This is a genomic window from Aeromonas tecta, from assembly GCF_000820185.1.
GTDB classification, from domain to species: Bacteria; Pseudomonadota; Gammaproteobacteria; order Enterobacterales; family Aeromonadaceae; genus Aeromonas; species Aeromonas tecta.
The window spans coordinates 1-25,922 of record NZ_CDCA01000010.1; the positions used below are offsets into that span (position 1 = coordinate 1).

The 25,922-nt window shown below is 62.5% G+C and carries 22 protein-coding genes and 1 other RNA gene; 12 read left to right on the forward strand and 11 right to left on the reverse strand.

Annotated elements, in window-relative coordinates; genetic code table 11:
• Positions 1-289, reverse strand: a 289-nt coding sequence (locus BN1137_RS01325) for an alanine:cation symporter family protein (protein WP_198150576.1), incomplete at its 3' end; no start/stop codon positions are given.
• Positions 290-596: 307 nt separating this feature from the next.
• On the opposite strand from BN1137_RS01325, the gene BN1137_RS01330 reads away from it, so the two are divergent.
• Complete coding sequence (locus tag BN1137_RS01330) at positions 597-1,034, forward strand: GNAT family N-acetyltransferase (protein ID WP_050716879.1); 438 nt, start codon at positions 597-599, stop codon at positions 1,032-1,034.
• 18 nt (positions 1,035-1,052) lie between these two features.
• Positions 1,053-1,847, forward strand: a complete 795-nt coding sequence (locus tag BN1137_RS01335) for a M90 family metallopeptidase (protein WP_050716880.1) — start codon at positions 1,053-1,055, stop codon at positions 1,845-1,847.
• Positions 1,848-1,947: 100 nt separating this feature from the next.
• On the opposite strand, the gene BN1137_RS01340 is transcribed toward BN1137_RS01335, so the two are convergent.
• The 10 genes from BN1137_RS01340 to BN1137_RS01380 all read right to left on the reverse strand — a co-directional run bounded on the left by BN1137_RS01340 (position 1,948) and on the right by BN1137_RS01380 (position 14,082).
• Entirely contained in the window at positions 1,948-2,544 is a 597-nt protein-coding gene (locus BN1137_RS01340; protein ID WP_033131986.1) for an acetate uptake transporter, read from the reverse strand.
• Between the two features lie 48 nt (positions 2,545-2,592).
• Positions 2,593-2,784, reverse strand: coding sequence for a hypothetical protein (locus BN1137_RS22235; RefSeq protein ID WP_157433582.1), 192 nt, complete (start codon positions 2,782-2,784; stop codon positions 2,593-2,595).
• A gap of 395 nt (positions 2,785-3,179) precedes the next feature.
• Complete coding sequence (locus BN1137_RS01345) at positions 3,180-6,095, reverse strand: DUF748 domain-containing protein (protein WP_456297631.1); 2,916 nt, start codon at positions 6,093-6,095, stop codon at positions 3,180-3,182.
• A gap of 36 nt (positions 6,096-6,131) precedes the next feature.
• The gene (locus tag BN1137_RS01350; RefSeq protein WP_050716882.1) at positions 6,132-6,893 is read right to left on the reverse strand and encodes a substrate-binding periplasmic protein; all 762 of its coding nucleotides are present in this window, start codon (positions 6,891-6,893) and stop codon (positions 6,132-6,134) included.
• 34 nt (positions 6,894-6,927) lie between these two features.
• Positions 6,928-7,341, reverse strand: a complete 414-nt coding sequence (locus BN1137_RS01355; RefSeq protein WP_050716883.1) for a MerR family transcriptional regulator — start codon at positions 7,339-7,341, stop codon at positions 6,928-6,930.
• Positions 7,342-7,416: 75 nt separating this feature from the next.
• Positions 7,417-8,391 carry a hydroxymethylglutaryl-CoA lyase gene (locus BN1137_RS01360; RefSeq protein ID WP_050716884.1) on the reverse strand — a complete coding sequence of 325 codons (975 nt, stop codon included), beginning with the start codon at positions 8,389-8,391 and terminating at the stop codon, positions 7,417-7,419.
• Entirely contained in the window at positions 8,388-10,376 is a 1,989-nt protein-coding gene (locus BN1137_RS01365; RefSeq protein WP_050716885.1) for an acetyl/propionyl/methylcrotonyl-CoA carboxylase subunit alpha, read from the reverse strand. The genes BN1137_RS01360 and BN1137_RS01365 overlap by 4 nt, the downstream gene beginning before the upstream one ends.
• Positions 10,377-10,476: 100 nt before the next feature.
• Positions 10,477-11,319, reverse strand: a complete 843-nt coding sequence (locus tag BN1137_RS01370) for an enoyl-CoA hydratase-related protein (RefSeq protein ID WP_050716886.1) — start codon at positions 11,317-11,319, stop codon at positions 10,477-10,479.
• Between the two features lie 10 nt (positions 11,320-11,329).
• The gene (locus BN1137_RS01375; protein ID WP_050716887.1) at positions 11,330-12,937 is read right to left on the reverse strand and encodes a carboxyl transferase domain-containing protein; all 1,608 of its coding nucleotides are present in this window, start codon (positions 12,935-12,937) and stop codon (positions 11,330-11,332) included.
• Positions 12,934-14,082 (reverse strand): isovaleryl-CoA dehydrogenase, encoded by a 1,149-nt coding sequence (locus BN1137_RS01380; protein WP_050716888.1) that lies wholly within the window; start codon positions 14,080-14,082, stop codon positions 12,934-12,936. Before BN1137_RS01380 ends, BN1137_RS01375 begins: the two co-directional genes overlap by 4 nt.
• A 260-nt stretch (positions 14,083-14,342) precedes the next feature.
• Between BN1137_RS01380 and BN1137_RS01385 the strand changes: the two genes are divergently transcribed.
• The 10 genes from BN1137_RS01385 (at position 14,343) to BN1137_RS01435 (ending at position 25,839) form a co-directional block, all read left to right on the forward strand.
• Positions 14,343-15,854 carry a CoA-acylating methylmalonate-semialdehyde dehydrogenase gene (locus tag BN1137_RS01385; protein WP_050716889.1) on the forward strand — a complete coding sequence of 504 codons (1,512 nt, stop codon included), beginning with the start codon at positions 14,343-14,345 and terminating at the stop codon, positions 15,852-15,854.
• A gap of 77 nt (positions 15,855-15,931) precedes the next feature.
• Entirely contained in the window at positions 15,932-17,089 is a 1,158-nt protein-coding gene (locus BN1137_RS01390) for an acyl-CoA dehydrogenase family protein (RefSeq protein ID WP_050716890.1), read from the forward strand.
• Positions 17,090-17,476: 387 nt separating this feature from the next.
• Positions 17,477-18,283 (forward strand): enoyl-CoA hydratase, encoded by an 807-nt coding sequence (locus BN1137_RS01400; protein ID WP_050716892.1) that lies wholly within the window; start codon positions 17,477-17,479, stop codon positions 18,281-18,283.
• Between the two features lie 55 nt (positions 18,284-18,338).
• A complete protein-coding gene (locus BN1137_RS01405; RefSeq protein WP_050717125.1) occupies positions 18,339-19,466 on the forward strand; it encodes an enoyl-CoA hydratase/isomerase family protein in 1,128 nt (375 codons plus the stop codon).
• A 77-nt stretch (positions 19,467-19,543) separates the two neighbouring features.
• Entirely contained in the window at positions 19,544-20,464 is a 921-nt protein-coding gene (mmsB, locus tag BN1137_RS01410; protein ID WP_050716893.1) for a 3-hydroxyisobutyrate dehydrogenase, read from the forward strand.
• Between the two features lie 84 nt (positions 20,465-20,548).
• Positions 20,549-21,310 carry an SDR family oxidoreductase gene (locus tag BN1137_RS01415; protein ID WP_050716894.1) on the forward strand — a complete coding sequence of 254 codons (762 nt, stop codon included), beginning with the start codon at positions 20,549-20,551 and terminating at the stop codon, positions 21,308-21,310.
• 389 nt (positions 21,311-21,699) lie between these two features.
• A complete protein-coding gene (arcD, locus tag BN1137_RS01420; RefSeq protein WP_050716895.1) occupies positions 21,700-23,136 on the forward strand; it encodes an arginine-ornithine antiporter in 1,437 nt (478 codons plus the stop codon).
• 92 nt (positions 23,137-23,228) lie between these two features.
• Entirely contained in the window at positions 23,229-24,017 is a 789-nt protein-coding gene (locus BN1137_RS01425) for a sulfite exporter TauE/SafE family protein (protein WP_050716896.1), read from the forward strand.
• Positions 24,018-24,117: 100 nt separating this feature from the next.
• An RNA gene (gene ffs / locus BN1137_RS21725) (signal recognition particle sRNA small type) lies at positions 24,118-24,214 on the forward strand.
• A gap of 818 nt (positions 24,215-25,032) precedes the next feature.
• Positions 25,033-25,839 (forward strand): SPOR domain-containing protein, encoded by an 807-nt coding sequence (locus BN1137_RS01435; protein WP_050716898.1) that lies wholly within the window; start codon positions 25,033-25,035, stop codon positions 25,837-25,839.
• Positions 25,840-25,922: the final 83 nt, after the last annotated feature.

Below are 25,922 nucleotides of genomic sequence, written 5' to 3' on the forward strand. Positions count from 1 at the left end.
CCATCCACATCCAGAACAGGGCGCCCGGGCCACCGAAGGTGATGGCGGTGGCCACCCCGGCAATGTTGCCGGTACCGACCCGACCCGCCAGGGTCATGGCCAGCGCCTGGAAGGAGGAGACACCGGCATCGGTGCTCTTGCCGTCGAACATCAACCGCACCATCTCCTTGATGTGGCGCAGTTGCAGGAAGCGGGTGCGCAGGGAGAAGTAGAGGCCCACTCCCAGGCATAAGAAGATGAGCGCAGGGCTCCAAATCACGCCATTGATGGCATTGACGATCTCATTCATGTACAACAACTCCTTTGTCGTGCTCTCTTGGCGAGGTCTGTGCCTCGCTCTTGAAAAAACAGGCGACCAAAGAGGTCGCCCAATATTGGGCAGAACTTTCGACTACCAAGTTCGCGGGTTTTAACATATCGATTTGTAACTGTGCTTCCTAGCAAAATTTGTTGTTATATTGTTAATTTGTGAATTGGCATTAACAAATGGCGGTAGGGATTGGACAAGATCCGGACAGGTGCGCCGTTGATCTTTTTTCTCCCGCCGGCGGCGTCGCCGGGCAAACAGCGCGCCAATGTGAGGCCAGGAAAGAATCATGGAACAATATAGCGATAGCGCCACCGTTCGCCGCGCCCTGCAGGGCGATTGCGCCGCCATGGCATATCTGTTCGAGCAACTGGGCTATGCGGCGCAGCCGCGCGAGCTCAGTGAACGACTACTGCAAGAGGATCCTGCCCGCGAGGTGCTGCTGGCCTGCGCTGGCACTGAGGTATTAGGGGTGCTGGTGTGGCACGTCTTGCACCCGCTGCACGTGGCACCCGCCTGGGGTCTTATTTCGGCGCTGGTTATCGATGAAGCAACGAGGGGGAGTGGGGTGGGCGCCCTGCTGCTGGCGGCGGCCGAGGCGCGGGCGCAAGCGTTGGGCTGTGGCCAGTTGGAGCTCTCCAGCAGCCTCAGGCGGGAGGGGGCGCACCGTTTCTACCTGGCGCAGGGGTATCTTGAGCGCCCAAAACGCTTCGTAAAATTGTTCTGATCAGCGAGAGGAGTCTGTGTGTTCTGGTCTCGGTTATTGAATTGGTTTGGTCGTACGTCCCCCCGTCAGGAGAACGCCCCCGGCGCGCTGGAGTGGCAGCAGGCCCTCGCGGCCGTGCCCATCTTGCAAGGTTTTTCCCCCATTGATGAGGCGAGGCTGACGACCCTGGCCCAGCAGTTTCTGGCCCGCAAGACGCTGACCCAGCTAGGGGTCGAGCTGACGCCTCGCCAACAGGCGGTGCTGGCCTTGCAGGCGGCGCTGCCTATCTTGCACCTGGGGCTGGACTGGTATCGCGGTTTTCACGAGGTGATCATCATCCCCGAACCCGTCACCCGCCGCCAGGAGGTGCAGGACGAGTTCGGCTTGGTGAGCGAGTGGGAGGAGGAGAACGCCGGCGAGTCCTGGCCACAGGGGCCGCTGGTATTGGCCTGGAGTGAACTGCAGCAGGATGGGGACTGGGATGGTTTCAACTTGGTTATCCACGAGCTGAGCCACAAACTCGACATGCTGGGGGGCGATGCCGATGGCGCGCCGCCACTGCCACACGGGATGGATCCGCGCCAATGGACACAGGCCATGCAGCAGGCGTTCGATGCATTGAATGCGCAGCTGGCCCGTGATGAAGTGACCGATATCGATCCTTACGCCGCCGAGCATCCGGCCGAGTTTTTTGCGGTGTGCAGCGAGTGCTTCTTCACCGATCCGCTGCGCCTGCGCGCGGTTTATCCCGCCGTCTATGAACAGTTCGAACGCTTCTACGACCAGCAGCCAGCGGCGCGCTTCCCGGCCACCCGCCTGCTGGCGGGTGAGTGAGGTTCACTCTCTGAAGCCATGATCTGTGGTATCGCGGACAAACAAAAAGGCACCCCTGAGGGTGCCTTTTTTATCAGCGCTTGTGCCAGCTTATCGCAAATTATGCGGCAGCCTTGAGCTGCACGGCGGCGGCTTTCTTGTGATCGCCAATCGGCAGCACGGTGCGGCCAAACTGCTCGTTGATCACGGTGGCCATGGCCAGGTAGATGGCGCTGGCGCCACAGATGATGCCTTCGAAACCGGCGATGGTGCCGATCAGGGTGCTGCCGGTGAAATCACGGGCGGCCAGCAGGAAGAACAGCACGGTCAGGGAGGCGAACACGAACTGCTTCACGCGCGGGAAGTTGATGGTGCCAACCAGCATGAACAGGGTGAACATGCCCCACATCAGCAGATACCAGCCCATGAAGGCGTGCGGGGTGGCTTCGGCCAGACCCATGCCAGGCATCATCAACAGGAACACCAGGCTCCACCAGAAGGTGCCGTAGGAGATGAAGGCGGTCACACCGAAGGTGTTGCCACGCTTGTACTCCATGATGCCGGCAATGATCTGGGCCAGACCGCCATAGCACAGGCCCATGGCCAGGATCATGGCGCTGATGGGGAAGAAGCCTGCGTTATGGATGTTCAGCAGAATGGTGGTCATACCGAAACCCATCAGACCCAGAGGGGCAGGGTTGGCCAATTTTTCGCTCACGTGGTGTTCTCCAACAATCGAGTGGGGGTTGATAAAAGACGCGCGATTTTAGGCAGGCAAGGCCCCTCCGGCAAGGGGGGCGAGAGAATAAATAGTAAAAAAACGACACCTAAGATTACCGGCGCCATCAATCGTGTCATTCAGGTAGGAAACAGGTAAATGAATGACGTTTTCCTGGTTGATTATTTGTGTAAAGAACGGCGATGTGAAAATAAATGACAGGGGCTGTGTGGTGCCCATGGCAGGCCTGATCCTGCCGATGTCTGCCAATTTGGGCCACGTGAGAGATGACTGACAGCCGACGTCGCTGATGACGGTCAAAAAGAGCGCTCATATGCCATCAGACAAGACTATTTTATCGCTATTTGAGGACAGGAGGTGGCGACCTGTATGCCATACATCGGAATTAGTGGTGTATTCCACTGCTAGTATTCATGGAAGTAGCGAGAAATGCTGTTGAAAAGGGGGGAGTTATCCGTCTTTAGCAGGGGTCGCAGGGAAGCCGCGGAGTCTGCAGGGCGATAACGATGACGAAGGCAGAGGTAGAGGGCGGCAGAAAGGATGGAGGTGGGGCGGGAATAAGGCATGGCGGTGAGCGGCAGGCAACGCCGGGGCAGCCATGCTGCCCCAGGTTGTCAGTCATCCAGGGTGAGCACTACCTTGGCTTCCTTGTCCGCTTCTTTGACCTGGCTGTCGAGCACGAACAGCCGCTCCGGTGTGATGCCCTGGGTATCGACCAGAAACTCCTTGGTGTTCTGGGCGCGGCGCATGGCGAGGTTGCGCAATGACTTGGCGGTGATCAGCTGCTGGTCTCGCAGCAGGATCACCGCCTGGGCGCGCAGGGCCGAACTCTGCTCGGCCAGCTTCAATCTGTCGGCCAGCGCGCCGAGATCTTCCTTGAACTTGGCCTCATAGGCTTCTCCCAGCGCGGCCTGTAGGGCGGGATCTTGCTCCAGCACACCGAGATCGACCGGGGAGCCGGTGATCTTTGCCAGCACCCGTTCCAGTTTCTGGCGCTGCAGTATGGGGCGCTCCTCGTTGAAGTTGACCTTGCCGCGGATGTTCATGCTGAGCTTGGGGCGCTCTTTCAATGCCTGGGCCAGCTTGGTCAGTTTGGTCTGCTGGCTCGGGGTGAGGTTGGGGTCCCCCAGCAGGAAGGGCAGTTCATCGAGATCCTTGGTGCCACCGGTGAGAGAGGCCAGCAGGGAGAAGGGAGAGGTGATGGCCTTGCTCAGGGTATTGCCGAGCACGTCCCAGAAAATGTTGCCCAGGCTGAAGTTCGGCTGATCCAGGTTGCCCTTCACCTTGAGATTCATCTTGATGACGCCGCTTGAGTCGCTCAGCAGGGCGATGGCGAGCCCGAGCGGCAGATCCTTGGCCTGCTCGCTCTTGATCTTCTCCCCCAACTGCAACTTCTTGATGGTGATGTCGTTATCCCCTTCCAGTCGGCGGCCCTCCAGCTTGTAGTTGAGCTTCATGGAGAGCTGGCCCTTGTCGATGGCGTAGCCCGCGTAGGTGCTGGAGTAGGGGGTGAAGGTGGTGAGCTCCAGGTTGGTGAAGGCCACGGCGACGTCGAGCACGGGATCGTCGACCAGCAGGTTGGTACCCCCCTTGATGGTCACCGGGGCGTAGCGGTCCACCTTGCCGTTGAAGGCGAGCTCGGAGCGCTGGCCCGGGATGTTGCTGATGTGGCGGCTCTGGCCCGCGAGGGAGGCGATGTCCACCACGAACTCCGGGCTCAGGCTGCGATCGGCGAAGCGCAAGTTGCCCTGCTCGGTGCGCACCTGATCGATGAAGATGTGGGGGGCGGGCCCGCTGCTGGTGCTCTTGCTGGCAGGACGCGGCAGCAGCAACTGCTGCACGTTGGTGATCCCCTCCTCGTTGATCTCGATGCGGGCGAAGGGTTGGCGCAGCAGGATATCGCCTACCTTGAGCTGCTGGCTGATGCCGTCGTAGCGCAGCCCGCTCAGCTCCAGACGTTCTATCTGCAGCAGGCGCTGGTTGTCGGCGCGGTCCAGCACATGCAACTTGTCGACATCGAAGCCACCCGTTACCTCCAACCGGCTCAGTGCCCCGTTTTTATCGGTGCTGAGCGCCAGCTTGGTGCGGCTGGTGAGCAGGCCGTCTTGCACCTTGATGCGCAGCAGATCCTGCAGATAGGGCTGGGCCCAGGCAAGGGGCAGGCTTTGCTGCTTGATGTCGCCGTTCAGTGCGAAGGGCGCTGGGGTGAGGCTGCCCTCAAAACTGAGCTGACTCTGCTGATTCAATGTGCTGCGAAGGCTCAGCGGGCTGGGCTGGTTGGTGGCGCTGCCAAGGGCTCCCAGGCTGAGTTCGAGCCCGGTGAGTTCGCGTGCCAGCGGCTTGCCACTGCTCGACTCGGTCAGCTTGAGATTGCCCCCGCTGATGCGCGTCTGCTTGAGTTGCCAGCGCCAGGGTTTGGCCGCCTGTGACTTGCCCCCCTGCTGCTTGCCCGTTGCCTTGGTGGGAGGCTGGGGGATCAGCAGATCGGCCAGATCCAGCTGCTGCTTGTCATCGAGCACGGCGCTGAGCACGGGAGTCTTGAGTGCGATGGCGTCGATATTGAGGGACTGCTTGCTGGCATCGAGTGTGATGCCGGTCAGGGCCAGCTGATTGAAGCGGGCAAACTCGCTCCCCTTGGGCCGCTTGAGTTGCCAGTTGTTCAAGACCAGCTTGCCCTTTGACAGCTGCCATCCCAGCCCCTGTTTACCCTGACTGAGTCGATAGGCCAGCTCGGCACTGGCATCCCCCTTGGCCAGATTGACCTTGAGATAGGGCGCCCAGAGCGGCGCGAAGGGGGCGAGGGCCACTTTGCCGAGACTAACCTGCCCCTTGCCGGCTCCGGTCATGATGTCGAGCTCCCCCTCGGCCTTGAGCTGGCTCTTCTGATTGAGCATGGCGCTCAGCTGATAGCGATTGTTGTGATCCTTGGTGGTGGAAAAATTCGGCAACTGCAGAGCGAGATCCCCGAGGGCGAGGGGCGGTACCCAGCCTAGGCTAGTGTTCTTGCGGCTATCGCGATACTGGATCTGGCCCTGCTCCAGCGCCACTTTGGCGATCTGCACCAACAGCGGCTGGGTGGTAGTCGGTGGTTGAGCAGGGTCTGAGGCCAACACCTTGGCCAGCGCTTCGGTCAGATTGAAACGGACCTCGCCTTTCTTATCCTCGAGTCGTACCAGCTCCAGCCTGGGTTTGGTCAGCACGGCCTCGTCCAGCAAGATGGCCTTGTGCTGCCAGCTCTCCTTGAGCTTGGGGATCAGCCGCAGCTGTTCAAACGTCAGTATGGGTTTTTGCTGCCCATCGAGCAGCGCGGAGGGACCGATGGTGAGGGAGGGCTGGCGCAGAGCAATATCAATCTTGCCCAGGGTCAGCTGCAGATCATAGTGCTTGGCCAGCCAGCCGGGCAGATGGCGCTGGGTGAGGCCAGGGGCTTGCCACAACAATATCGCGAGGGAGATAAGCAAGGCGGCGCAGAGATAAAGGGCATAGCGCAACAGGCGAGCAGGCAGAGGCTTGAGCATGATGGTCTCCATTTGATGCGCGTATGGTAGCAATTAATCGAGGGCTAATCATGGGGCTGCCTGATGTTCTACGCCGTACTCTGTCCAGAGGCGCGTCAGCGCGCCGCTTCGCTTGAGTTGTATCAGCCAACCCTCGAGTTGCGCCGGGGTGATGGCGGCCTGCTTGCTGAGCATGGCCCTGAGCTCATAGCGCTGATCCCAATCATCGGCGCGCAGCAGGCGAGCTGCCTGCTCGGGATGGGCCTTGCGAAACTGGTTCAGGTAGGAGAGGTTGATGATGGCCACCTCGCCACGGCCCTTGAACAGCCCTTGCAGGGCGCTGATGTTGTCCTTGAGCAGGGTGATGTTGAAGCGCTGGCGCAGCTCGGCCTGATCCGCATCGAAGCGGGCAAATCCATAGTGATGACCGGCGACCCCGATCAGCTGACGACGGGAGAGCGGTTGGAAAAAACGCTGTTCACGGCCCGGCGCCCTGAGCGCCACATAGACTTCCCCCCCCAGCAGCAGGGGATAGGTCATCAACACCTGATCCGGGTGCCAGTTCCAACGCTGCTCTTCAAACAGCATCAGGGAGAAGCGACCCAGCGCCATCGCCTCATGGCGATGGGCGGCAGAGGTGGGTACCAGCACGAAGCGCACCTCCTGTTGCACCTCGTTGAGCAGCGCGACGAGGTCCGGGGTCAGCCCACGGTATTGGCCCTCGGCCTCCTTGATCACGAAGGGGGCATAGGGATAGACCCCGACCCTCACCAGGGGGATCCCCCAGCAGAGGGTGCTGATCAGCAGCGATAACCAACACCAGTGTTTCATGGCGAACTCCGGGGGCGAGATGTCCCAGACTCGGTCAATCTGCGCTAGTTTTCAAGCCGTTAAGTGAATTTACGCAGCGTTGTTCGGCCGCCTCCAGTTCGGCCATCACCATTTGGATATCTTCCAGCTGCTGGCGCAGGGAGTGGCGCCTGGTCTCGATGATCAGGATCATCGAGTGCAGCTGCTTCTTGCTCGAGCGATCGGTGTCATACAGGTCGAACAGCTCGCGGATCTCTGCCAGGCTGAACCCGAGTCGCTTCCCCCGCAGGGTGAGCTTTAAGCGGATCTTATCCTTGTGGCTGTAGATACGCGTCTGCCCCTCCCGGGTCGGGGTGATCAGCCCCTCATCCTCGTAGTAGCGAATGGTGCGCGGGGTGACATCAAACTCATGGGCCAGCTCCGAGATGCTGTAGGTGACCTCCTTGCCGGAGAAGGGGGTGGCTTTCATACGGTGCTCCCATCGAGATCAGATGCGTGAACCGGCACCGGGAGACAACCAGCGCGCTCCTGGCAAGGGTTGCGGTCAGGAGCCATGGCACTCTCCCTGGGTTATCTCATCGGGTTTCCCTTGTCGACGAGCCTGCGCCCTGGCATGCAGTGCCTGGCCGACCCGGGAGCCGTTGGCGCGCCCCAGCTGTTCGCTCACCCACTGACCGGTGGCGGCCAGCAGATCGAGGTTGACCCCGGTACTCATGCCCAGGCCGTGCAGCAGATAGACCACCTCCTCCGAGGCGACGTTGCCGGAGGCGCCCGGGGCATAGGGGCAGCCGCCGAGCCCTGCCACCGAGCAGTCGATGGTGCGAATGCCACGCTCCAGCGCCGGCAGCAGGTTGGCCAGGCCCTGGCCGTAGGTATCGTGAAAATGCACCGCGAGTCGCCCGGCCGGTACCTCGTGCAACACGGCGTCCAGCATGGGGGCCACGGTGCCGGGGGTGCCGACGCCGATGGTGTCACCAAGGGAGATCTCGTGACAGCCGAGATCCAGCAGTCGCTCGGCCAGGGCCGCGACCCGTTTCGGGCGGGTCGGGCCGTCATAGGGGCAGGCGATGACGGTGGAGAGGTAACCGCGCACCCGGATGCCGAGGCTGCGCGCCTGTGCCACCAGGGGGGCGAAGCGCACCAGAGACTCCTCCACGCCGATACCGATATTGGCGCGGGTGAAGCCGTCCGAGCAGGCGGTGAACAACCCTATCTCGTCGACCCTGGCGGCCATGGCGGCCTGCAGCCCTTGCAGATTGGGCACCAGGGCGCCGTAGCGAATTGGCGTTCTGCGAGGCAGCGCCGCGAACAGGGCGGCAGAGTCGGCCATCTGCGGCACTCTTTTGGGGGAAACAAAAGCCCCTACCTCGATGCGCTGCAGGCCACTCTCGGCGAGGCGCGCGATCAACGCCAGCCGTTTATCCAGCGACAGTATGCTGCGCTCGTTTTGCAGTCCATCCCTGGGCCCCATCTCCACCAGACTTACTCTGTCGACCGGTATCCCGTGCTCTTTGTTCATGAGTTGCTCTCCTGGCTGTGCTCGCCCGCGTCAGACTGGCCGGCGGCAGAATCGGCGTCGGCAAAATGCACCAGCAGGGCGCCCTGGCTTACCTGCTCCCCTTGCTGGCAGCGCAGGGACTCGATGACGCCGTCTTGCTGTGCCTTCAGGACGTGCTCCATCTTCATTGCTTCCAGGACCAGCAGGGGCTGGCCTCGCTGGACGCGCTGTCCGACCTCGACCAGCAGCGCCACCACTATGCCGTGCATCGGGGCCAGGGCGCCGTTGTCCTGAGCCTGATCATGGGAGGCTTGATGTTGTTGATCATCGGCGGCGAAACCAATGCTCTGCTCGCCAAGGCGCAGCAGGAAGGTCCCGGCCGCGCCCGCCTGCACGGGGTAGCGTTGCCAGCGCCCCTCTTGCAACAGCCGGATATGATCCGGGCCGAGCTGGTAGGGGATCTGCGTGCCTTGCCAGTTAAGTGCATCGCCGGTTCCCGTCAGGCTCAGCCGCCGGGTATCGCCCGCGATGCGCACCGCCGCCGTCCAGCGCTTGTGCTGGCCCAGCCGAAAGCCGCTCGCCCGCTGCCAGGGCGTGGCACTGGTACTGCGAGTGGCGAGCCAGAGGGTGGCAAGGGGCCAGGCGAGATCGGGGATCGCCTGCGGCTCGGTAGGGATGGGCCACTGGGTGTGATGGCGCATGGCCAGCACGTCGGGTGTCAGACACAGGCGCTGCAGCAGAGCGCCGTTGTGCACCAGGGGGCCAAGCGCCAGCGCCCCCAGTGCGTCGGCCAGCTTGCCGAAGGCTTCGGCTCGGCTCGGAGCATGGGCGACAAGCTTGGCAATCATGGGATCGTAATAGGGGCTGACTTCATCGCCGGCGGCGACGCCGGTGTCGATGCGCACCCCATCCGGCCAGTGCAGCCAGTGGATGGGGCCGCTGGCGGGCAGGAATCCGGCCGCTACGTCCTCGGCGTAGAGGCGAGCCTCCACCGCATGGCCGCTCAGCACCACCTGATCCTGAGTCAGCGGCAGCGGCTTGCCCTCGGCAACGGCCAACTGCCAGGCCACCAGATCCTGGCCGGTGACGCACTCGGTGACCGGGTGCTCCACCTGCAGCCGGGTGTTCATCTCCATGAAGAAGAAGGCTCCCTCGCACAGCAGAAACTCGATGGTGCCAGCCCCTTGATAGTCGATGGCCCTGGCCGCGGCGACCGCCGCCTCACCCATAGCCTGGCGCAGGGGCGCAGGGATATCGGGGGCGGGGGCCTCCTCAATCACTTTCTGGTGGCGGCGCTGCAAGGAGCAGTCCCTGTCCCCCAGGTAGATGGCGTTGCCGAGACTGTCGGCAAACACCTGCACCTCCACGTGGCGAGCCTTGGGGAGATAGCGCTCCAGCAGCACGTTGTCATCGCCGAAGGCGGCCAGGGCCTCGCGTTTGACCGCCGCCAATGCCTCATCAAACTCGTCGAGTCGCTCGACTCGGCGCATCCCCTTGCCGCCACCGCCACTGGCGGCTTTGATCAGCAGCGGGAAGCCGGTGTGGCGCGCCTGATCGCGTAATAGTGCCAGGCTCTGATCCGCGCCGTGATAACCGGGCAACACGGGCACCCCGGCCGCCTGCATCAGCGCCTTGGCGCCGGACTTGTCCCCCATGGCGAGGATGGCGGCGCCGCTTGGGCCGATGAAGCGCAGCCCCCGCTGTGCGCAGGCGCTGGCAAAGTCGCTGTTTTCCGACAAAAAGCCGTAGCCGGGATGGATGGCGTCGGCGCGGGCCTGCTGGGCAATACGCAGCACCTTGCCGGCATCGAGATAACTCTCCCGGGCGGGAGCGGGGCCAAGATGCCAGGCCTCGTCGGCCTCGCGCACATGCATGGCGCAGGCGTCGGCATCGGAGTAGAGCGCTATGGTATGAATGCCTAGGCGGCGAGCTGTCTTGATGATCCGCACTGCTATCTCGCCGCGGTTCGCTATCAATAAGCGTTTTATTGGGCTATTGGCAGTCATTTGCACTCCTCGAAAGCACAGGGGTAGGAGATAACCTGGTCGTCCGTACTTCGATTATCCGCGTCGAGGTTGGCTATCGAGAAGAGTGTGATGAGATTGATCATGTTTCGTCCTTGAAACGGGGGCGCCAGCTGGGGGCGCGTTTGTCGAAGAAGGCCTGCATCCCCTCCTGGGCTTCGAGTCCGACCCGCACCCGGGCGATGGTATCGACGGTTATCTCTTCACATTGATGAACGCCCTGGTCATCGATGGCAGCCAGCAGCCGCTTGGTCTCTTTCATCGCCTGCGGCCCGTTGCGACACAGGCGCAGCGCAAGGGCCCGACCCTCGGTCAGTAGCTGCGCCGGTTTGGTCAGCTGATGGGCCAGGTGGAGCCGACAGGCGGTGATGGCATCGAACGGCTCGGCGCTCAACATGTAACGACGGGCCTGACGCATGCCCATGGCGCGCACCACATAGGGGCTGATCACCGCAGGCACCAGCCCCAGGCTCACCTCGGAGAGGCAGAAGCGGGCATCGTCGCTCGCCAGCACGATATCGCAGGCGCAGACGAGGCCGAGCGCCCCGCCATAGGCGGCCCCTTGCACCAGCGCCAGGGTGGGGAAGGGCAGCTCATCCAGGCTCTGCATCAGCCTGGCCAGCACCCGAGCGTCTTCGCGATTGCGTTCAAACGAGCCGGGATCGAAATCGGCATGCGCCTGGTTGCGCATCCAGTTGAGATCGGCGCCGGCGCAGAAATGCCTGCCCTCGGCCCGCAGCAGCAGGACATGGGGTGGCGTGTCGCTCTGGCTCAGCTCGTCGAGGCACTGGATAAGCCCCGCCATCAGCTCGGCATCGAGGGCATTGTGGCGCTCTGGGCGCGCCAAGATAAGCTCGGCCAGCGGGCCATGACGCTCCAGCCGAAAATCGGCCTGGGGCGCATCGTCAAAGAGGGGATCGGACATGGGACGCTCCTTACATCCGGAAGATGCCGTATTGTTCTGGGCCGAGGGGCGCACCCTGACAAGCCGCCAGCGCCAGGGCCAGCACGGTGCGGCTCTGGGCGGGATCGATGACGCCGTCATCCCACAAGCGGGCGCTGGCGTAGTAGGGATGACCCTGTTGATCAAACTGGGCGATCACCGGCGCGCGGATGGCGTCGGCTTCCTGCTCGCCAAGCGTCTTGCCCTCAGCCGCCAGCTTGTCACGGCGCACCTGCACCAGCACGCCGGCTGCCTGCTCGCCGCCCATCACCGAGATGCGGCTGTTGGGCCAGCTGAACAGAAAATCGGGCTCATAGGCGCGACCACACATGCCGTAGTTGCCGGCGCCGAAGCTGCCGCCGACCAACAGGGTTACCTTGGGCACCCGGCTGCAGGCCACGGCGGTGACCAGCTTGGCGCCGTGCTTGGCGATGCCTTCCTTCTCTGCCGCGCTGCCCACCATAAAGCCGGTGATGTTTTGCAAAAACAGCAAGGGAATGGCGCGTCTGTTGCAGAGCTGGATGAAGTGGGCGCCTTTCTGGGCGCTGTCGCTGTGCAGCACGCCGTTGTTGGCGAGGATCCCCACCGGCATGCCCTCGATGCGGGCGAAGCCGGTCACCAGCGTGGTGCCGAACAGCGCCTTGAATTCGTCAAACTCGGAGCCATCCACCAGACGGGCGATGAGCTCGCGAGCGTCATAGGGGCGCTTGAGGCTGGTACCCACCAGGCCGTAGAGATCCTCGATGGGGTAGCAAGGCTCCTCAAAGGCTGTGTTGCGTTGAAGGGAGGCCTCAGCGGTCCCCAAGTTATTGACTAACGTACGGGCGATCGCCAACGCATGGGCATCGTCTTCGGCCAGATGATCCGCCACCCCGGAGTGGGCGCAGTGTACCAGGGCGCCGCCCAGCGCCTCGGCGCTGATCTCCTCACCGGTGGCGGCTTTGACCAATGGCGGCCCTGCCAGGAAGATGGTGGCCTGATCTTTGACCATGATGGATTCGTCGGCCATGGCGGGCACGTAGGCGCCACCGGCGGTACACAGACCCATCACCACCGCGAGTTGGGGAATGTTCTGGGCCGACATGCGGGCCTGGTTGTAGAAGATGCGGCCAAAGTGCTCCCTGTCGGGAAATACCTCGTCCTGCATGGGCAAGAAGGCGCCGCCGGAATCCACCAGATAGAGGCAGGGCAGGTGCAGCCGCTCGGCGATGGCCTGAGCGCGCAGGTGTTTTTTCACGGTGAGCGGGTAGTAGGTGCCGCCCTTGACGGTGGCATCGTTCACCACCAGCAGGCAGAGCCGGCCGCCAATCTGCCCCAGCCCGGTGATGATGCCGGCGGCGGGCACGGCTTCGTCATAGACCTGCCAGGCGGCCAGGGCCGAGAGTTCGAGGAAGGGGGATCCGGGGTCGAGCAACTGGTTGATACGCTCACGGGGCAGCAGTTTGCCACGGGCCTGATGGCGAGCCTGATTGGCGGCGCCGCCGCCTTGGGCTATCTCATCGAAGCGGGCATTGAGATCGGCCACCAGTGCCTGCATGGCCGAGCGGCTCTCGGCAAAATCGGTGCTGGACAGATCGAGACGTGACAGGAGACGACTCATGGGGTTTCTCCCATCAGCTCGCGGCCGATGAGCCAGCGGCGGATCTCGGAGGTGCCGGCGCCTATCTCGTAGAGCTTGGCGTCCCGAAGCAGCCGGCCGGTAGGATATTCGTTGATGTAGCCGTTGCCACCGAGCAGCTGGATGGCATCGAGCGCCATCTGGGTGGCATTTTCGGCGGCCAGCAGGATGGCTGCGGCGCAATCCTTACGGCTGGTGTGGCCCCGATCGCAGTCTGCCGCCACCGAATAGACCAGGGCGCGGCTGCTGGCCAGACGGGTATACATGTCGGCGAGCTTGCCCTGTACCAGCTGGAATTCGCCGATGGCCTGGCCGAATTGCTTGCGTTCGCGCACATAGGGCAGCACCACGTCCATGCAGGCCTGCATGATGCCAAGGGGCCCGGCCGCCAGCACGATGCGCTCGTAATCGAGACCACTCATCAACACCTTTACCCCGCCGTGCAGGGCGCCGAGCAGTGCCTCTTTCGGGATCTTGCACTGCTCGAACACCAGCTCGCAGGTACTGGAGCCGCGCATGCCGAGCTTGTCGAGCTTCTGGGCCGTGGTGAATCCCGGGGTGCCTGCCTCGACGATAAAGGCGGAGATGCCCTTGGGCCCGGCTGATGCGTCCGTCTTGGCGTAGATGACGAAGGTATCGGCATCGGGCCCGTTGGTGATCCACATCTTGGTGCCATTGAGCAGGTAATGATCGCCCTTGTCTTGCGCGCTCAGGCGCATGGCGACCACGTCGGAGCCGGCGCCCGGCTCGCTCATGGCCAACGCCCCCACGTGCTTGCCGCTCACGAGGGAGGGCAGATAGCGCGCCTTCTGATCCGGGGTGCCGTGGCGGTGGATCTGGTTGATGCAGAGGTTGGAGTGGGCGCCGTAGGAGAGGCCAACCGAGGCGCTGGCGCGGCTCACCTGCTCCATCACCAACACGTGGGCGAGATAGCCGAGGCCGACCCCGTCATATTGCTCCGCCACCGTGATGCCGTGCAGCCCCAGCTCACCCATCTGCGGCCAGAGGTCGCGCGGGAAGGCATTGCTGCGGTCGATGTCGCTGGCGCGGGGCGCTATTACCTTCTGGCAGAAGGCCTCGACCTGCTCGGTCAGGGCGCTGAGAGTCTCATCCATCAGGGCATGCATCCTTGCTCTCCTTTTATCGGCATTGATATCGGTGATGTACCGACCCATCCGGCCTCGCTAGTAGAAGGAAGCGAGGCAATACTGGTCAGTCCATTCATGGGTTAAGTTTACGTTAGCGTAAACGTAAATTGATTGTTAGTCTAAGGTAAATTCGTTGGGGCCGCGACAAGGGCTGCATCAGCCTCAATCGGCCGAACTCAAGGAGTGAGGAACATGGTAAGCAAGCGCACATTCAAGCCGGCCTCACAGGGGAGAGCAACATGAGCCAGCATCACACCCAGTATGGCGATCTGCCGCTCTATATCGGTGGCGAGGCCTATGCGTCCGCGAGCGAGGAGTGGATAGAGGTGACCAATCCGGCGGATCAGAGCCTGCTGGCGCGAGTGCCCAAGGCCACTTTGGAAGAGGTCGCGCTCGCGGTACGCACTGCCCACGATGCTTACCTGCTGTGGCGCGAGGTGCCGGCACCCGAGCGGGCGCGCGTCATGTTCAACTACCAGCATCTGCTAAAAGTGCATCACGACGAGCTGGCCGCCCTGCTGGCGCAAGAGACCGGCAAGAACCTGGCGGATGCCAAGGGCGATGTGTGGCGCGGCATCGAGGTGGTGGAGCAGGCCTGCGCCATTGCCAGCCAGACCATGGGGGAGACCATGGGCAACGTGGCGCGGCGGGTCGATGGCCACTCCTGGGTGCAGCCGCTAGGTGTCTGCGTCGGCATCACCCCGTTCAACTTCCCGGCCATGATCCCGCTGTGGATGTTTCCGCTGGCGGTGGCCTGCGGCAACGGCTTCGTGCTCAAACCCTCCGAGCAGGACCCGCTCACCCCCATGCGCTTGGCCGAACTGTTCAGCGAGGCGGGGGCCCCCAAAGGCATCCTTTCAGTGGTGCACGGCGGCGCCGAGCAGGTGGATGCGCTGCTTGCCCATCCCGAGGTCAAAGCGGTGAGCTTCGTGGGTTCGGCCAGGGTCGGCGCTCATGTCTATCGCACCGCCACCGAACACCTCAAGCGTGCCCAGTGTTTTGTCGGTGCCAAGAATCACATGGTGATCATGCCCGATGCCAACAAGGGACAGGTGCTGAGCAATCTGGTGGGAGCCGGGGTCGGCGCCGCTGGCCAGCGCTGCATGGCCATCAGCGTGGCGGTATTCGTGGGGAGCGCACGGGAGTGGATCCCGGCGCTCGCCGCCGAGTTTGCCAAGGTCAGACCCGGCGTCTGGCACGATCCAGAGGCCGCCTACGGCCCCCTTATCAGCCCGGAGGCCAAGGTGCGGGTAGAGAACCTGATCGAAGCGGGCATAAAGGAAGGGGCCGAGTGCCTGCTCGACGGCCGCTTCTGTGACGTGCCCGGCTACCCGGTGGGCAACTGGGTGGGGCCGACCTTGTTTCGCGGCGTGACCCCGTCCATGCGCATCTACCAGGAAGAGATCTTCGGCCCGGTGCTCGCCTGTCTCGAAGTGGCGAGCCTGGAGGAGGCGCTTGAGCTCATCAACAACAACCCCTACGGCAACGGCACCTCCATCTTCACCGGTTGCGGCGCCGCGGCGCGTAAATTCCGCCATGAAGTCGCGGTGGGACAGGTCGGCATCAATGTGCCGATCCCGGTGCCGCTGCCGTTCTTCTCCTTCACCGGCTGGCGCGGCTCCTTCTACGGGGACCTGCACGCCTACGGCAAACAGGCCGTGCGCTTCTACATCGAGACCAAGACGGTGACCGAGCGCTGGTTCGACGAAGACATCCCGACCGGCCCCAATATGACCATCCATCTGCGTTGAGGCATGGCCGCTGAGCCCGCGGACGATCGCCTTCGTCCATCCGAGATAACAGATCGCGATAAAAGGAAGCAAACAAGATGGATTTTACCCTGACTGAGGATCAGCAGGCCTACTGCGATGCCGCCAGTGCCTTCGCCGACGAGGCGCTCAAACCCCATGCCGCGCGCTGGGACAGAGAGCACGAGTTTCCCATCCCGACCATCAAGCAGGCGGCGGCGCTCGGCTTTTGCGGCCTCTATACCCCGGAGCAGTACGGCGGGCTTGGGCTGCCAAGACTCGACGCCAGCCTTATCTTCGAGCGTCTGTCCATGGGCTGCACCTCCACCACGGCTTATCTGACCATTCACAACATGGTGGGTTGGATGCTGGGCAGCTGGCTGCCAGAGGAGGTCGCCGAGCAGTGGGTACCGAGGCTCGCCAGCGGCGAGCTGCTGGGATCTTATTGTCTCACCGAGCCGGGGGCGGGATCGGATGCGGCGGCCCTCAAGACCCGCGCGGTGCGAGACGGTAATGATTACCTTATCGACGGCAGCAAGGTGTTTATCTCGGGGGCAGGTAGCACGGACGTGCTGGTGGTGATGGCCCGCACCGGCGACGAGGGGGCAAAGGGGATCTCCGCCTTTATGGTGCCCGCCGATACGGCCGGGGTGAGTTATGGCAAGGCCGAAGAGAAGATGGGCTGGAACAGCCAGCCGACCCGGGAGGTGAATTTTAGCGGAGTGCGCATCCCCGTGAGCTATCGGTTGGGGCTGGAAGGGGAAGGCTTCAAGTTCGCCATGCAGGCGCTAGATGGCGGGCGCATCAATATTGCCAGCTGCTCCGTGGGCACGGCCCAGCAGGCGCTGAACGATGCCCTGGCTCATGTGCAGCAGCGCCAGCAATTTGGCCGCCCCATCGGTGAATTCCAGAGCGTGCAGTTTCGCCTCGCCGACATGGCCACCGAGCTCGCCGCCGCGAGACTCCTGGTGCGCCAGGCCGCCGACAAGCTGGACAGGGGCAGCCCGGACAAGAGTGCCTGGTGCGCCATGGCCAAGCGCCTGGCCACCGATGTGGGCTATCGCATCTGCGACGAGGCTCTGCAACTCTTTGGCGGCTATGGTTATATCCGCGAGTACCCGCTCGAGCGCTACCTGCGCGACACCCGGGTGCATCGCATCCTGGAGGGCACCAATGAAGTCATGCGGCTGATCATCGCCCGCCGTCTGCTGGCGGATCCCGGTTTGTCGCTGGAGTAGCGGACACGCCATCTCTCCTGGAGGGCGTCAAAGCAGGTCATGCGGTGTTCATCGCCCGCCGCCTGCTGGCGGATCCCGGTTTGTCGCTGGAGTAGCGCAAACGCCATATCGCCTGGAGGGCGTCAAAGCAGGTGATGCGACTGATCATCGCCCGCCGACTGCTGGCGGATCCCGGTTTGTCGCTGGAGTAGCGGAAACGCCATCTCTCCTGGAGGGCGCCAAAGCAGATGATGCGGCTGATCATCGCTCGCCGTCTGCTGGCGGATCCCGGTTTGTCGCTGGCGTAGCCAGCGCCGAGATCAGGAATCAGGCTTTGTGAGCCAGCGACAGGTCGGCTTCATTCAACCCTGTCATCATGGCGGCAGGCTTATTCACAAGGACAACGAAATGACAAGGATCAGGCTCGAATATCACGGTCATGTGGCCTACATCACCCTCGATCATCCCCCCGCCAACACCTGGACCCTCGCCAGTCTGCAGGCCTTCTTGCAGATGATGGTGGAGCTCGACAGCCGCCCCGATGTGGTGGCGCTGGTGATCCGCGGGGCAGGGGAAAAATTCTTCTGCGCCGGCGCCGATCTCAAGATGTTTGCCGATGGCAGCCTTGAGCATGCTCGCGCGGTGGCCGAGGCCTTCGGTCATGCCTTCGATGCGCTTGTCCGTTTCCACGGCGTCAGCATCGCCGCCATCAACGGCTATGCCATGGGGGGCGGGCTGGAAGTCGCGCTGGCCTGCGACATTCGCATCGCCGAGCAGCAAGCCACTCTGGGACTGCCGGAGGCCTCGGTGGGGCTCTTGCCCTGCGCCGGTGGCACTCAGCGTCTCACCGAGCTGGTGGGGCCTGGCTGGGCCAAACGGATGATCCTCTGTGGCGAAAAGGTGAGTGCCAGCCTGGCCTATGAGATGGGGCTGGTGGAGGAAGTGGTGACCGAAGGCCACGGCTGGGCGGCGGCGCAGCAGATGGCGCAGCGGGTGGAGCGGCAGAGCCCGAGCGCCCTTCGTGCCTGCAAGACGCTGATCAACCAGGGTCGCCAGGGCCCCCGTGATGCCGCGCTGCCGCTCGAGCGCAGTCTGTTCCTTGCCTTGTTCAACGATGCCAATCAGCGCGAAGGGGTCGCCGCCTTTCTGGAGAAGCGGCCACCCCGTTGGCAATATGGCGAGTCACCCAAGAAAAATGGAGCCGTACATGACTGAGGGCGTAAAGATTGCCTGCCATCCCACCTTTTCGCAGGATGGTGAGGGGTCTGCCATGAGTGAAGCGGTCAGCGTGGCCCTGCATCCCACCGCAGACGGTCACCTGATTGGTGTGCTGACTCTCGACAGCCCCGCCTCCCTCAATGCCCTGAGCCTGCCGATGATTGCAATCCTGCAGCGCAGTCTCACCCTGTGGGAGCAAGATCCCGCCGTGGTCTGCGTGCTGCTGCAAGGCGCCGGCGAGAAGGCGTTCTGCGCCGGTGGCGACATCCGCTCCTTCTATTACCGCCAGCAAGAAGAGAGCGAACAGGCGCTGTTTGGCTATGCCCGCGATTTCTTCGAGCAGGAGTACCGGCTCGATCACCACATTCACCGTTATGCCAAACCGCTGGTCTGTGTGGCGGATGGCATCTGCATGGGCGGTGGCATCGGCCTGTTCGCCGGTGCCAGCTTCCGGGTGGTGACCGAGAAGAGTCTGTTCGCCATGCCGGAGGTGACCATAGGTCTCTACCCGGACGTGGGAGCCAGCTGGTTCCTGAGCCGGATGCCGGGGCGACTCGGGCTCTGGCTCGGCCTCACCGGCGCCCGCTTCAACGGTGCGGATGCCATCGGGCTCGGGCTCGCGGATCACCTGATGGCGAGTCGTGAGCGGACTGAGTTGTTGCCCCGACTCGCCGAGATCAACTGGTCACAAGAGCCCAACCAGCAGATAGATCAACTGCTCAGGCACCTTCAGGTAGAGGTTGATGCTGCGGCTCCGGCCCCCGTACTCTTGCCTCATCAGGCTCGTATCGATGCGCTGCTGGCGGGACGCACCCTGGAGGGTGTCTTGGCGAATCTGCAGGAAGCAAGCCTGGCGTCAGCCCAGGAGGTGAGCCTGGCCAGGGCACGGGAGAGCTGCCAGAGCGGCAGCCCCATCAGCCGCGCCATCCTCTGGCGTCAATACTGGCAGGCGCGTCGCCAGTCACTTGCCGAGGTGTTCGCCGATGAGCTGACGCTGTCGGTCAATTGCGTGCTCAAGGGCGATTTCGTGGAAGGCGTGCGGGCGCTGCTGATTGACAAGGACAAGTCGCCCTGCTGGCAGGTGCCACAGCCGGGCACCAGCTGGCTGGATGATTACTATGTGTGGCCGGAAGGGGTGAATCCCCTCTCTGGCTCTGAGGCTGGCGGGAACCTGAGGTAGCCAAGCGGTTCGATGCGGCTCCGCCCCTGCGGGCGCGGGTCTGGCTGGTATCAACGGATTGAAGCAAGGAGCAAACAATGACAAGGATTGGATTTATCGGGCTCGGCAACATGGGGGGCCCCATGGCCGCCAACCTCGCCAGGGCGGGTCATGGGGTGCAGGTGTTTGATCTGATGCCCGAAAGTGTCACCAAGGCGATCGCGGCCGGCTGTATCGCCGCTGGTGATGCCCGCGAGGCGGTCAGCGGCTGTGATATTGTCATCAGCATGCTGCCAGCAGGGGATCATGTGCGTGGGCTCTGGCTTGGCGAGAGTGCGGGAGAGAGAGGCGGACAGGATCTGCTGGGGGCCCTGCCAACGGGCGCGCTGGTGATCGACTGCTCCACCATCGACGTGGCCTCGGCCCGTCAGGTGGGCGAGGCGGCCAGGGCGCGCGGCATTCGCTTCATCGATGCGCCCGTGTCGGGTGGCGTCGCCGGGGCGGCAGCGGGAACCCTCACCTTTATCGTCGGCGGCGAGAGCGCCGATTTTGAGGCGGCCAAGCCAGTCTTGGCCCATATGGGGCAGAACCTGTTCCATGCCGGGGCGCTGGGGGCGGGCCAGATCGCCAAGATGTGCAACAACATGCTGCTCGCCATCCAGATGGCGGGCACCGCCGAGGCGCTGGCGCTCGGGGTGAAGGAGGGGCTGGATCCGAGCGTCCTCTCCACCATCATGGGCAAGAGCTCGGGCAACAACTGGAGCCTGGAGCGCTACAACCCCTGGCCGGGGGTGATGGAGAACGTGCCGGCGGCGCGGGGCTATCAGGGGGGCTTCATGACCCGCTTGATGGTGAAAGACTTAGGGCTGGCCATGGGGCTTGCCGAGCATGCCCACAGCGCCGTGCCCATGGGGGCCCTTGCCCGCAACCTGTTCAACCTGCACGCGAGTCAGGGGCAGGGAGCCAAGGATTTCTCCAGCATCCTCGAGCTCTATCGGGACAAGACAGAGCCGGGATAAGCCGCGGCGAGCCGTTATTCACCTTCTTTGCAGAACACGTTGCCTAACTCTGTGTCAGACAGGGCCATATCATCAGGAGCATTCATGGATATCAATCACAGCGTCATTGCCATCACGGGGGCCGGGCGTGGGCTCGGCCGCGCCATCGCCCAGCACCTTGCCAGTCAGGGGGCCGTACTGGCGCTTATCGACGTCAACCGCGCCGATCTGGAGGTGACCGAGGCCGAGATCCGCAGCCGGGATGGCCACTGCGCCCTGTTTGTCTGCAACGTGGCGAGTGAAACCGAGGTGGAGGCGACCTTTGCCGCAGTTAAGGAGCAGCTGGGGGCCCTGCATAGCCTTATCAACTGCGCCGGGATCCTGCGCGACGGCATGCTGATCAAGGTGAAAGAGGGGGAGCTGCAGGAGAAAATGAGCCTGGCCCAGTGGCAAGCCGTCATCGACGTCAACCTGACCGGCACCTTCCTGTGCGGTCGCGAGGGGGCGGCGCTGATGGCCCAGGGCGGGCAGGGCGGCGTCATCATCAATATCTCGTCCATTGCCCGCGCCGGCAATATCGGCCAGAGCAACTATGCCGCCAGCAAGGCGGGGGTGGCATCCCTGGTGGTGACCTGGGCGCGGGAGCTGGCCCGCCATAAAATCCGGGTGATGGGCATAGCCCCAGGAGTGTTTGCCACCGACATGACGGCGGCGATGAAACCCGAAGCCATGGCGCGGATGCAGCAGGCCATCCCGGTCGGCACCCTGGGGGAGGCGGCGCAGCTAGCCCAGACGGTGCAATTTATCCTTGCCAACGACTACCTGTCCGGGCGGATGATCGAGCTGGACGGTGGTTTGCGGATCTGACTCTTAGCGCTCAATGTAGCACTCATGAGAAGACGCCCCTTGCCCCGGCACAGGGGCGTTTTTATTCACACCGCTATCTACCTGTCAACACGGCCACCCGGTTTGCAGCCTCATAGCGATGCAGTAAAAACCGGAGTGAAGTCATGGAAAAATGTGAAATATCAATGGGTCTTTCTTAATTTGAACCAGCTCACAGGCGTCGTGGGTCAGTGCTGTAGAATTGCGCGCGGTCAAGGCGGTGCATGATTGGCACTTCGAGGGATTGCGGTCGGAATAGTCATGCAATATAGTTGCCGCCTTTTTCACGGGGTAGAGACTCTTAGCCCCTCCCATGTCGCGCGCAGTATGAATACGGACGCTCAGCAGCCGCCTAATTAAACAGGATTGAGATGGACAAGAAACTAGGGCTTGGCGCCCTCATTTCGCTGGTGATCGGCTCTATGGTCGGCGCCGGGGTTTTCAGTCTGCCACAAAATATCGCAGCGCATGCCAGCGTAGGGGCCGTTGCCCTGGGTTGGGCCATCACCGGTCTTGGCATGATCTGCCTCGCGCTGGTTTACCAGAATCTTTCCATGCGCCGCCCGGATCTCGATGGCGGTATCTTCAGTTACGCCAAGGCCGGCTTTGGCGACTTCGTCGGCTTCAATGCCGCCTGGGGCTATTGGCTCTGCCAACTGCTGGCCAACGTCTCCTACGCCATCGTGGTGTTCAGCGCGCTGAGCTATTTCTTCGACACCCCCGATAACGTCATCTTCGGCGACGGCAATACCCCAGTGGCGATCACGCTTGCCTCTGTGCTCATCTGGTCGGTGCATGCCCTGGTGCTGCGCGGGATCCAGGTTGCGGCGCTGGTGAATATCGTCACCACCATCGCCAAGATGGTGCCGCTCATCGTGTTCTGCGTCGCCGTCTTGCTGGCCTTCAACATGCAGACCTTCACCCTGGACATCTGGGGACAGGGCAACATGGAACTGGGCTCGGTGATGGATCAGATCAAGTCCACCATGAAGGTGACACTCTGGGTCTTCATCGGGATTGAAGGGGCCGTGGTGGTCTCGGCCCGTGCTCGTCATCGCAAGGACGTGGGCCGTGCCACCGTGCTGGCGCTGCTCGGCGCCCTGGCGCTCTATGTGATGGTGACCCTGTTCTCGCTGGGGGTGATGAGTCAGCCGCAACTGGCCGAGCTCAAGAACCCGTCCACCGCCATGATCCTGGAAGCCGTGGTCGGCCCCTGGGGTGCCTGGCTCATCAACATCGGTCTGGTGATCTCGGTGATCGGTGCCCTGCTGAGCTGGACCGTGCTGGCGGCGGAAGTGCCCTACATCGCCGGCAAGACCGGTGTCTTCCCGGCCTGGTTTGCCAAGGAGAACAAGAACGGCTCGCCCAAGGTGTCGCTCTGGTGCTCCACCATTCTGGTGCAAACCTTCCTCATCATCATCTACTTCCAGAGCAGCACCTATCTGGCGCTGGTCAACATCGCCACCTCGGCGGCGCTGGTGCCCTATGTCTTCTCCGGCGCCTATGGGCTCAAGCTGGCGCTGCAGGGAACCACCTACGAGAACCAGCCTCATCAGCGCAAGCGTGACCTGCTGCTGGCGCTGGTGGCGACCGTCTACGGCTGCTGGCTGGTCTATGCCGCCGGGGTGGAATACCTGCTGCTGGTGGCGCTGCTCTACAGCCCCGGCATCTTCATCTACTGGAAGGCGCGCCAGCACCATGGGCTGCGCAGCCTCAACCGGCTGGAGCAGGGGATGACGGCGGCCCTGCTCGGTTGCGCCGTGCTGGCGTTCTACAAGGTGATGGACGGTACCATTCCCCTGCATTAATCGGCACAATGAAGAGATGGCCTGGAGCCATCTCTTTTTTTATGCGCGCAATAAGATAAAAACGCTGCCGCACCGATCGGGAAGGAATGTTTATGCTGTTTTTGGGGTATCTGCTGTTGGGGGCCTTCGCGGGCATACTGGCCGGGCTGTTCGGGATCGGGGGCGGGCTCATCATAGTGCCGGTACTGGTGCTGAGCTTCCATGCCCAAGGGGTGCCGCCCGAGATCATCACCCACCTGGCACTGGGTACCTCCTTGCCCACCATGATCTTCACCGGGCTCAGCTCGCTGCGGGCGCACCGTGAAGCCGGCGCAGTGGATTGGGTGGTGATCCGCCGGCTGGGGGTCGGCATGCTGATCGGCGCCTGGCTTGGCGGCATGACCGCCAACCTGCTCAGCGCCAGCACCCTCAACATCATCATCGGCTGCTTCGCCTGGACCATGGCGGTGCAGATGGGGCTCAACCTCAGACCCAAGGCGGAGCGTCATCTGCCGGGCCCCGTCGGTACCGGCATCGCGGGTACCGTCATCGGCTGGTTATCGGCGCTGTTTGGCATCGGGGGAGGCTCCATGACGGTGCCTTATCTGACCTGGAACAGCGTGCCGATGCGCAACGCCGTGGCGGCGTCTGCGGCCTGCAGCATCCCCATCGCGTTGGCGGGCAGCCTGAGCTACCTCTACGCCGGCTGGGGTCATGCCGGTCTGCCGCAATGGAGTGTCGGCTTTATCTATCTGCCGGCGCTGCTTGGCATCATCCTCACCAGCACCCAGTTCGCCCGCATCGGTGCCCGGCTGGCGCATCGTCTCTCTCCCCAACGGCTCAAGCAGGCTTTTGCCTTGCTGATGCTGGTGGTGGGCGCAAAATTCATGCTATTTAGCTGATTTATTGGCAGATTGCCGAAAAAGCAGGCAAACGAACCAGCTGCGGGCAGAAAGCCATTGCATTGAAACGGGACTTTGCTATTCTCGTCGCCGGTGGTCCCATTGGTCCTCTCGCATTGATAACCCGTCGACCTGGTCAGGACCGGAAGGTAGCAGCCAAGGTGGGGGACTCGAGTGCCGGGATGTGGCTGGTGGGGCCACCACCTATTTCTATAAATCAATAAGTTAGTCTCCAAAATCCCCCTCAGACCTCTTGGTAATCCACTTTGTGTGGATGGATCAGGAGTCTTCATAGTGAATCTCTGGCTTTCTTTGCAAGCTATCTGGTACTACCGCAAGGTGGCCGTGCTTCCCTGTGCGCGCCGCAAGGACATCAAGAAATCTCTCCGTACTCGGGACAAGCTGGTTGCACGCAGCAAGGTGGCCCAGTTGCTTGCCTGCGCGCGTTCTCGGGTAAAGCCTGTGGTTGTTGCAGCCAAAGCCTCAGCCAAGCTCCTTACCGGAGCCTCTGCAACTACCGCATGCAGTCAACCCTGTCCCTCAGTCAGTCCCAATGACCCCTTCTGCCATTTCATCCTCTGTACTCTCATAACTCAGTGACCGTTATCTGAAAGAGAAGGTGATCTTCAGGGCACCCAAAGAGCTCAGCAATCAGAAGCACTACATCGATTATTCCATCAGAGCTCCCATTTTTAGCGCGGCACCTGCCCGCATCGCCCCCAAGTTGGCGGGGGTTCAGAACAAGTTCAGCGCTACCGCAGTATCATTTCTAGCGCTTTACCGGCGGTACGGCGCCCACGACAGGACTGCGAGACTTGGTCTCTGTCTATCTTCCATCACCTTGATGCCCTGAATCGCGGCGTTATTTGTGTGGGCGATCACCTGCGGTTATCGCTGTTCATGCTCATTGATGAGCCTGATCTGCTGCCGTTCAACCTGTTGATCCGCTGGCTGATGATGTCTTGGCCCGCGGAAACCTGTTTCCCCTCACTCTCGTGACGTTCTGAAGGATAAAATGACCGAACGCTATCTATGCAAGCCCTCCCATCTCATTCGCCAGCTCACCCTGGGCTTGGCCGCCGGCGCCCTGGTTTTCTTTTTTTTGAGCAACGCGATCCCCTCCGCCAAAAGGAATACCACCACCGTCATCGCGAATTCTCCCATGCTCCGGCCGGCGTCTGAACCAAATCAACCCCAGGTCAGCCGTGCATCAGTGTGGGTGCTGGTGGATAAGCTGGCGTTGCCTCTGCCGGGATTGGTCTCTGATGCGGAGTACGTTGCGAGGTGGCAGGAGCATATCGCCGAGGGGGTGACGCCGGTGATCGGCAAATCGGTCGGTGTGGCGCTACCCAATAAGGCTAATGGCCTCATTGCATCTGAGCTCTCGACGGTGGCGGAGCCCATACAACAAGCCAGGATCCCGGTTGTGGACGCTGAAGTTAGCGCTGAGCGCGATGTCGCCGCCAAGTCAAAGGCCGTTCCTGCGCCGAAGGCCAAGCCACAAGGTGATGAGCCCGGCAGTATCACATTGACGCCCGCCCGCATTCTGAATCAGAAGGACAGCCGCCACCTCAGCGTGCAACTGATGGGGGCGGGCCGATTGGATGCCATCGAGCGATTTGTGGTCGGCAACCAGCTTTCTGGCAAGGTATGGGTCTATCGAACGCAGTTACACGGCTATCCCTGGTATGTGGTATTGCAAGGCGATCATGCCAGCATGACCCTGGCTATGGCGGCCATTCGCAATCTGCCAGCCACCTTGCTTAAAGCGAAACCTTGGCCCAAATCCTTTGCTCAAGTGAAAAAAGAGCTCAAACAATAGGCAAACAGCCCGGCCACTTACCTGTAGAGACGGGTGCCGTGCCTTGGAGGAATGCACAGGAGCGCAGCGATCGGTTTGATCGC

Coding starts and splice junctions, on each gene's coding strand:
- BN1137_RS01330 (WP_050716879.1), top strand. CDS start 597: ATGGAACAATATAGCGATAGCGCCACCGTTCGCCGCGCCCTGCAGGGC.
- BN1137_RS22235 (WP_157433582.1), bottom strand. CDS start 2,784: ATGGGCACCACACAGCCCCTGTCATTTATTTTCACATCGCCGTTCTTT.
- BN1137_RS01345 (WP_456297631.1), bottom strand. CDS start 6,095: ATGGAGACCATCATGCTCAAGCCTCTGCCTGCTCGCCTGTTGCGCTAT.
- BN1137_RS01350 (WP_050716882.1), bottom strand. CDS start 6,893: ATGAAACACTGGTGTTGGTTATCGCTGCTGATCAGCACCCTCTGCTGG.
- BN1137_RS01355 (WP_050716883.1), bottom strand. CDS start 7,341: ATGAAAGCCACCCCCTTCTCCGGCAAGGAGGTCACCTACAGCATCTCG.
- BN1137_RS01360 (WP_050716884.1), bottom strand. CDS start 8,391: ATGAACAAAGAGCACGGGATACCGGTCGACAGAGTAAGTCTGGTGGAG.
- BN1137_RS01365 (WP_050716885.1), bottom strand. CDS start 10,376: ATGACTGCCAATAGCCCAATAAAACGCTTATTGATAGCGAACCGCGGC.
- BN1137_RS01370 (WP_050716886.1), bottom strand. CDS start 11,319: ATGTCCGATCCCCTCTTTGACGATGCGCCCCAGGCCGATTTTCGGCTG.
- BN1137_RS01375 (WP_050716887.1), bottom strand. CDS start 12,937: ATGAGTCGTCTCCTGTCACGTCTCGATCTGTCCAGCACCGATTTTGCC.
- BN1137_RS01380 (WP_050716888.1), bottom strand. CDS start 14,082: ATGCATGCCCTGATGGATGAGACTCTCAGCGCCCTGACCGAGCAGGTC.
- BN1137_RS01385 (WP_050716889.1), top strand. CDS start 14,343: ATGAGCCAGCATCACACCCAGTATGGCGATCTGCCGCTCTATATCGGT.
- BN1137_RS01390 (WP_050716890.1), top strand. CDS start 15,932: ATGGATTTTACCCTGACTGAGGATCAGCAGGCCTACTGCGATGCCGCC.
- BN1137_RS01400 (WP_050716892.1), top strand. CDS start 17,477: ATGACAAGGATCAGGCTCGAATATCACGGTCATGTGGCCTACATCACC.
- BN1137_RS01405 (WP_050717125.1), top strand. CDS start 18,339: ATGAGTGAAGCGGTCAGCGTGGCCCTGCATCCCACCGCAGACGGTCAC.
- mmsB (WP_050716893.1), top strand. CDS start 19,544: ATGACAAGGATTGGATTTATCGGGCTCGGCAACATGGGGGGCCCCATG.
- BN1137_RS01415 (WP_050716894.1), top strand. CDS start 20,549: ATGGATATCAATCACAGCGTCATTGCCATCACGGGGGCCGGGCGTGGG.
- arcD (WP_050716895.1), top strand. CDS start 21,700: ATGGACAAGAAACTAGGGCTTGGCGCCCTCATTTCGCTGGTGATCGGC.
- BN1137_RS01425 (WP_050716896.1), top strand. CDS start 23,229: ATGCTGTTTTTGGGGTATCTGCTGTTGGGGGCCTTCGCGGGCATACTG.
- BN1137_RS01435 (WP_050716898.1), top strand. CDS start 25,033: ATGACCGAACGCTATCTATGCAAGCCCTCCCATCTCATTCGCCAGCTC.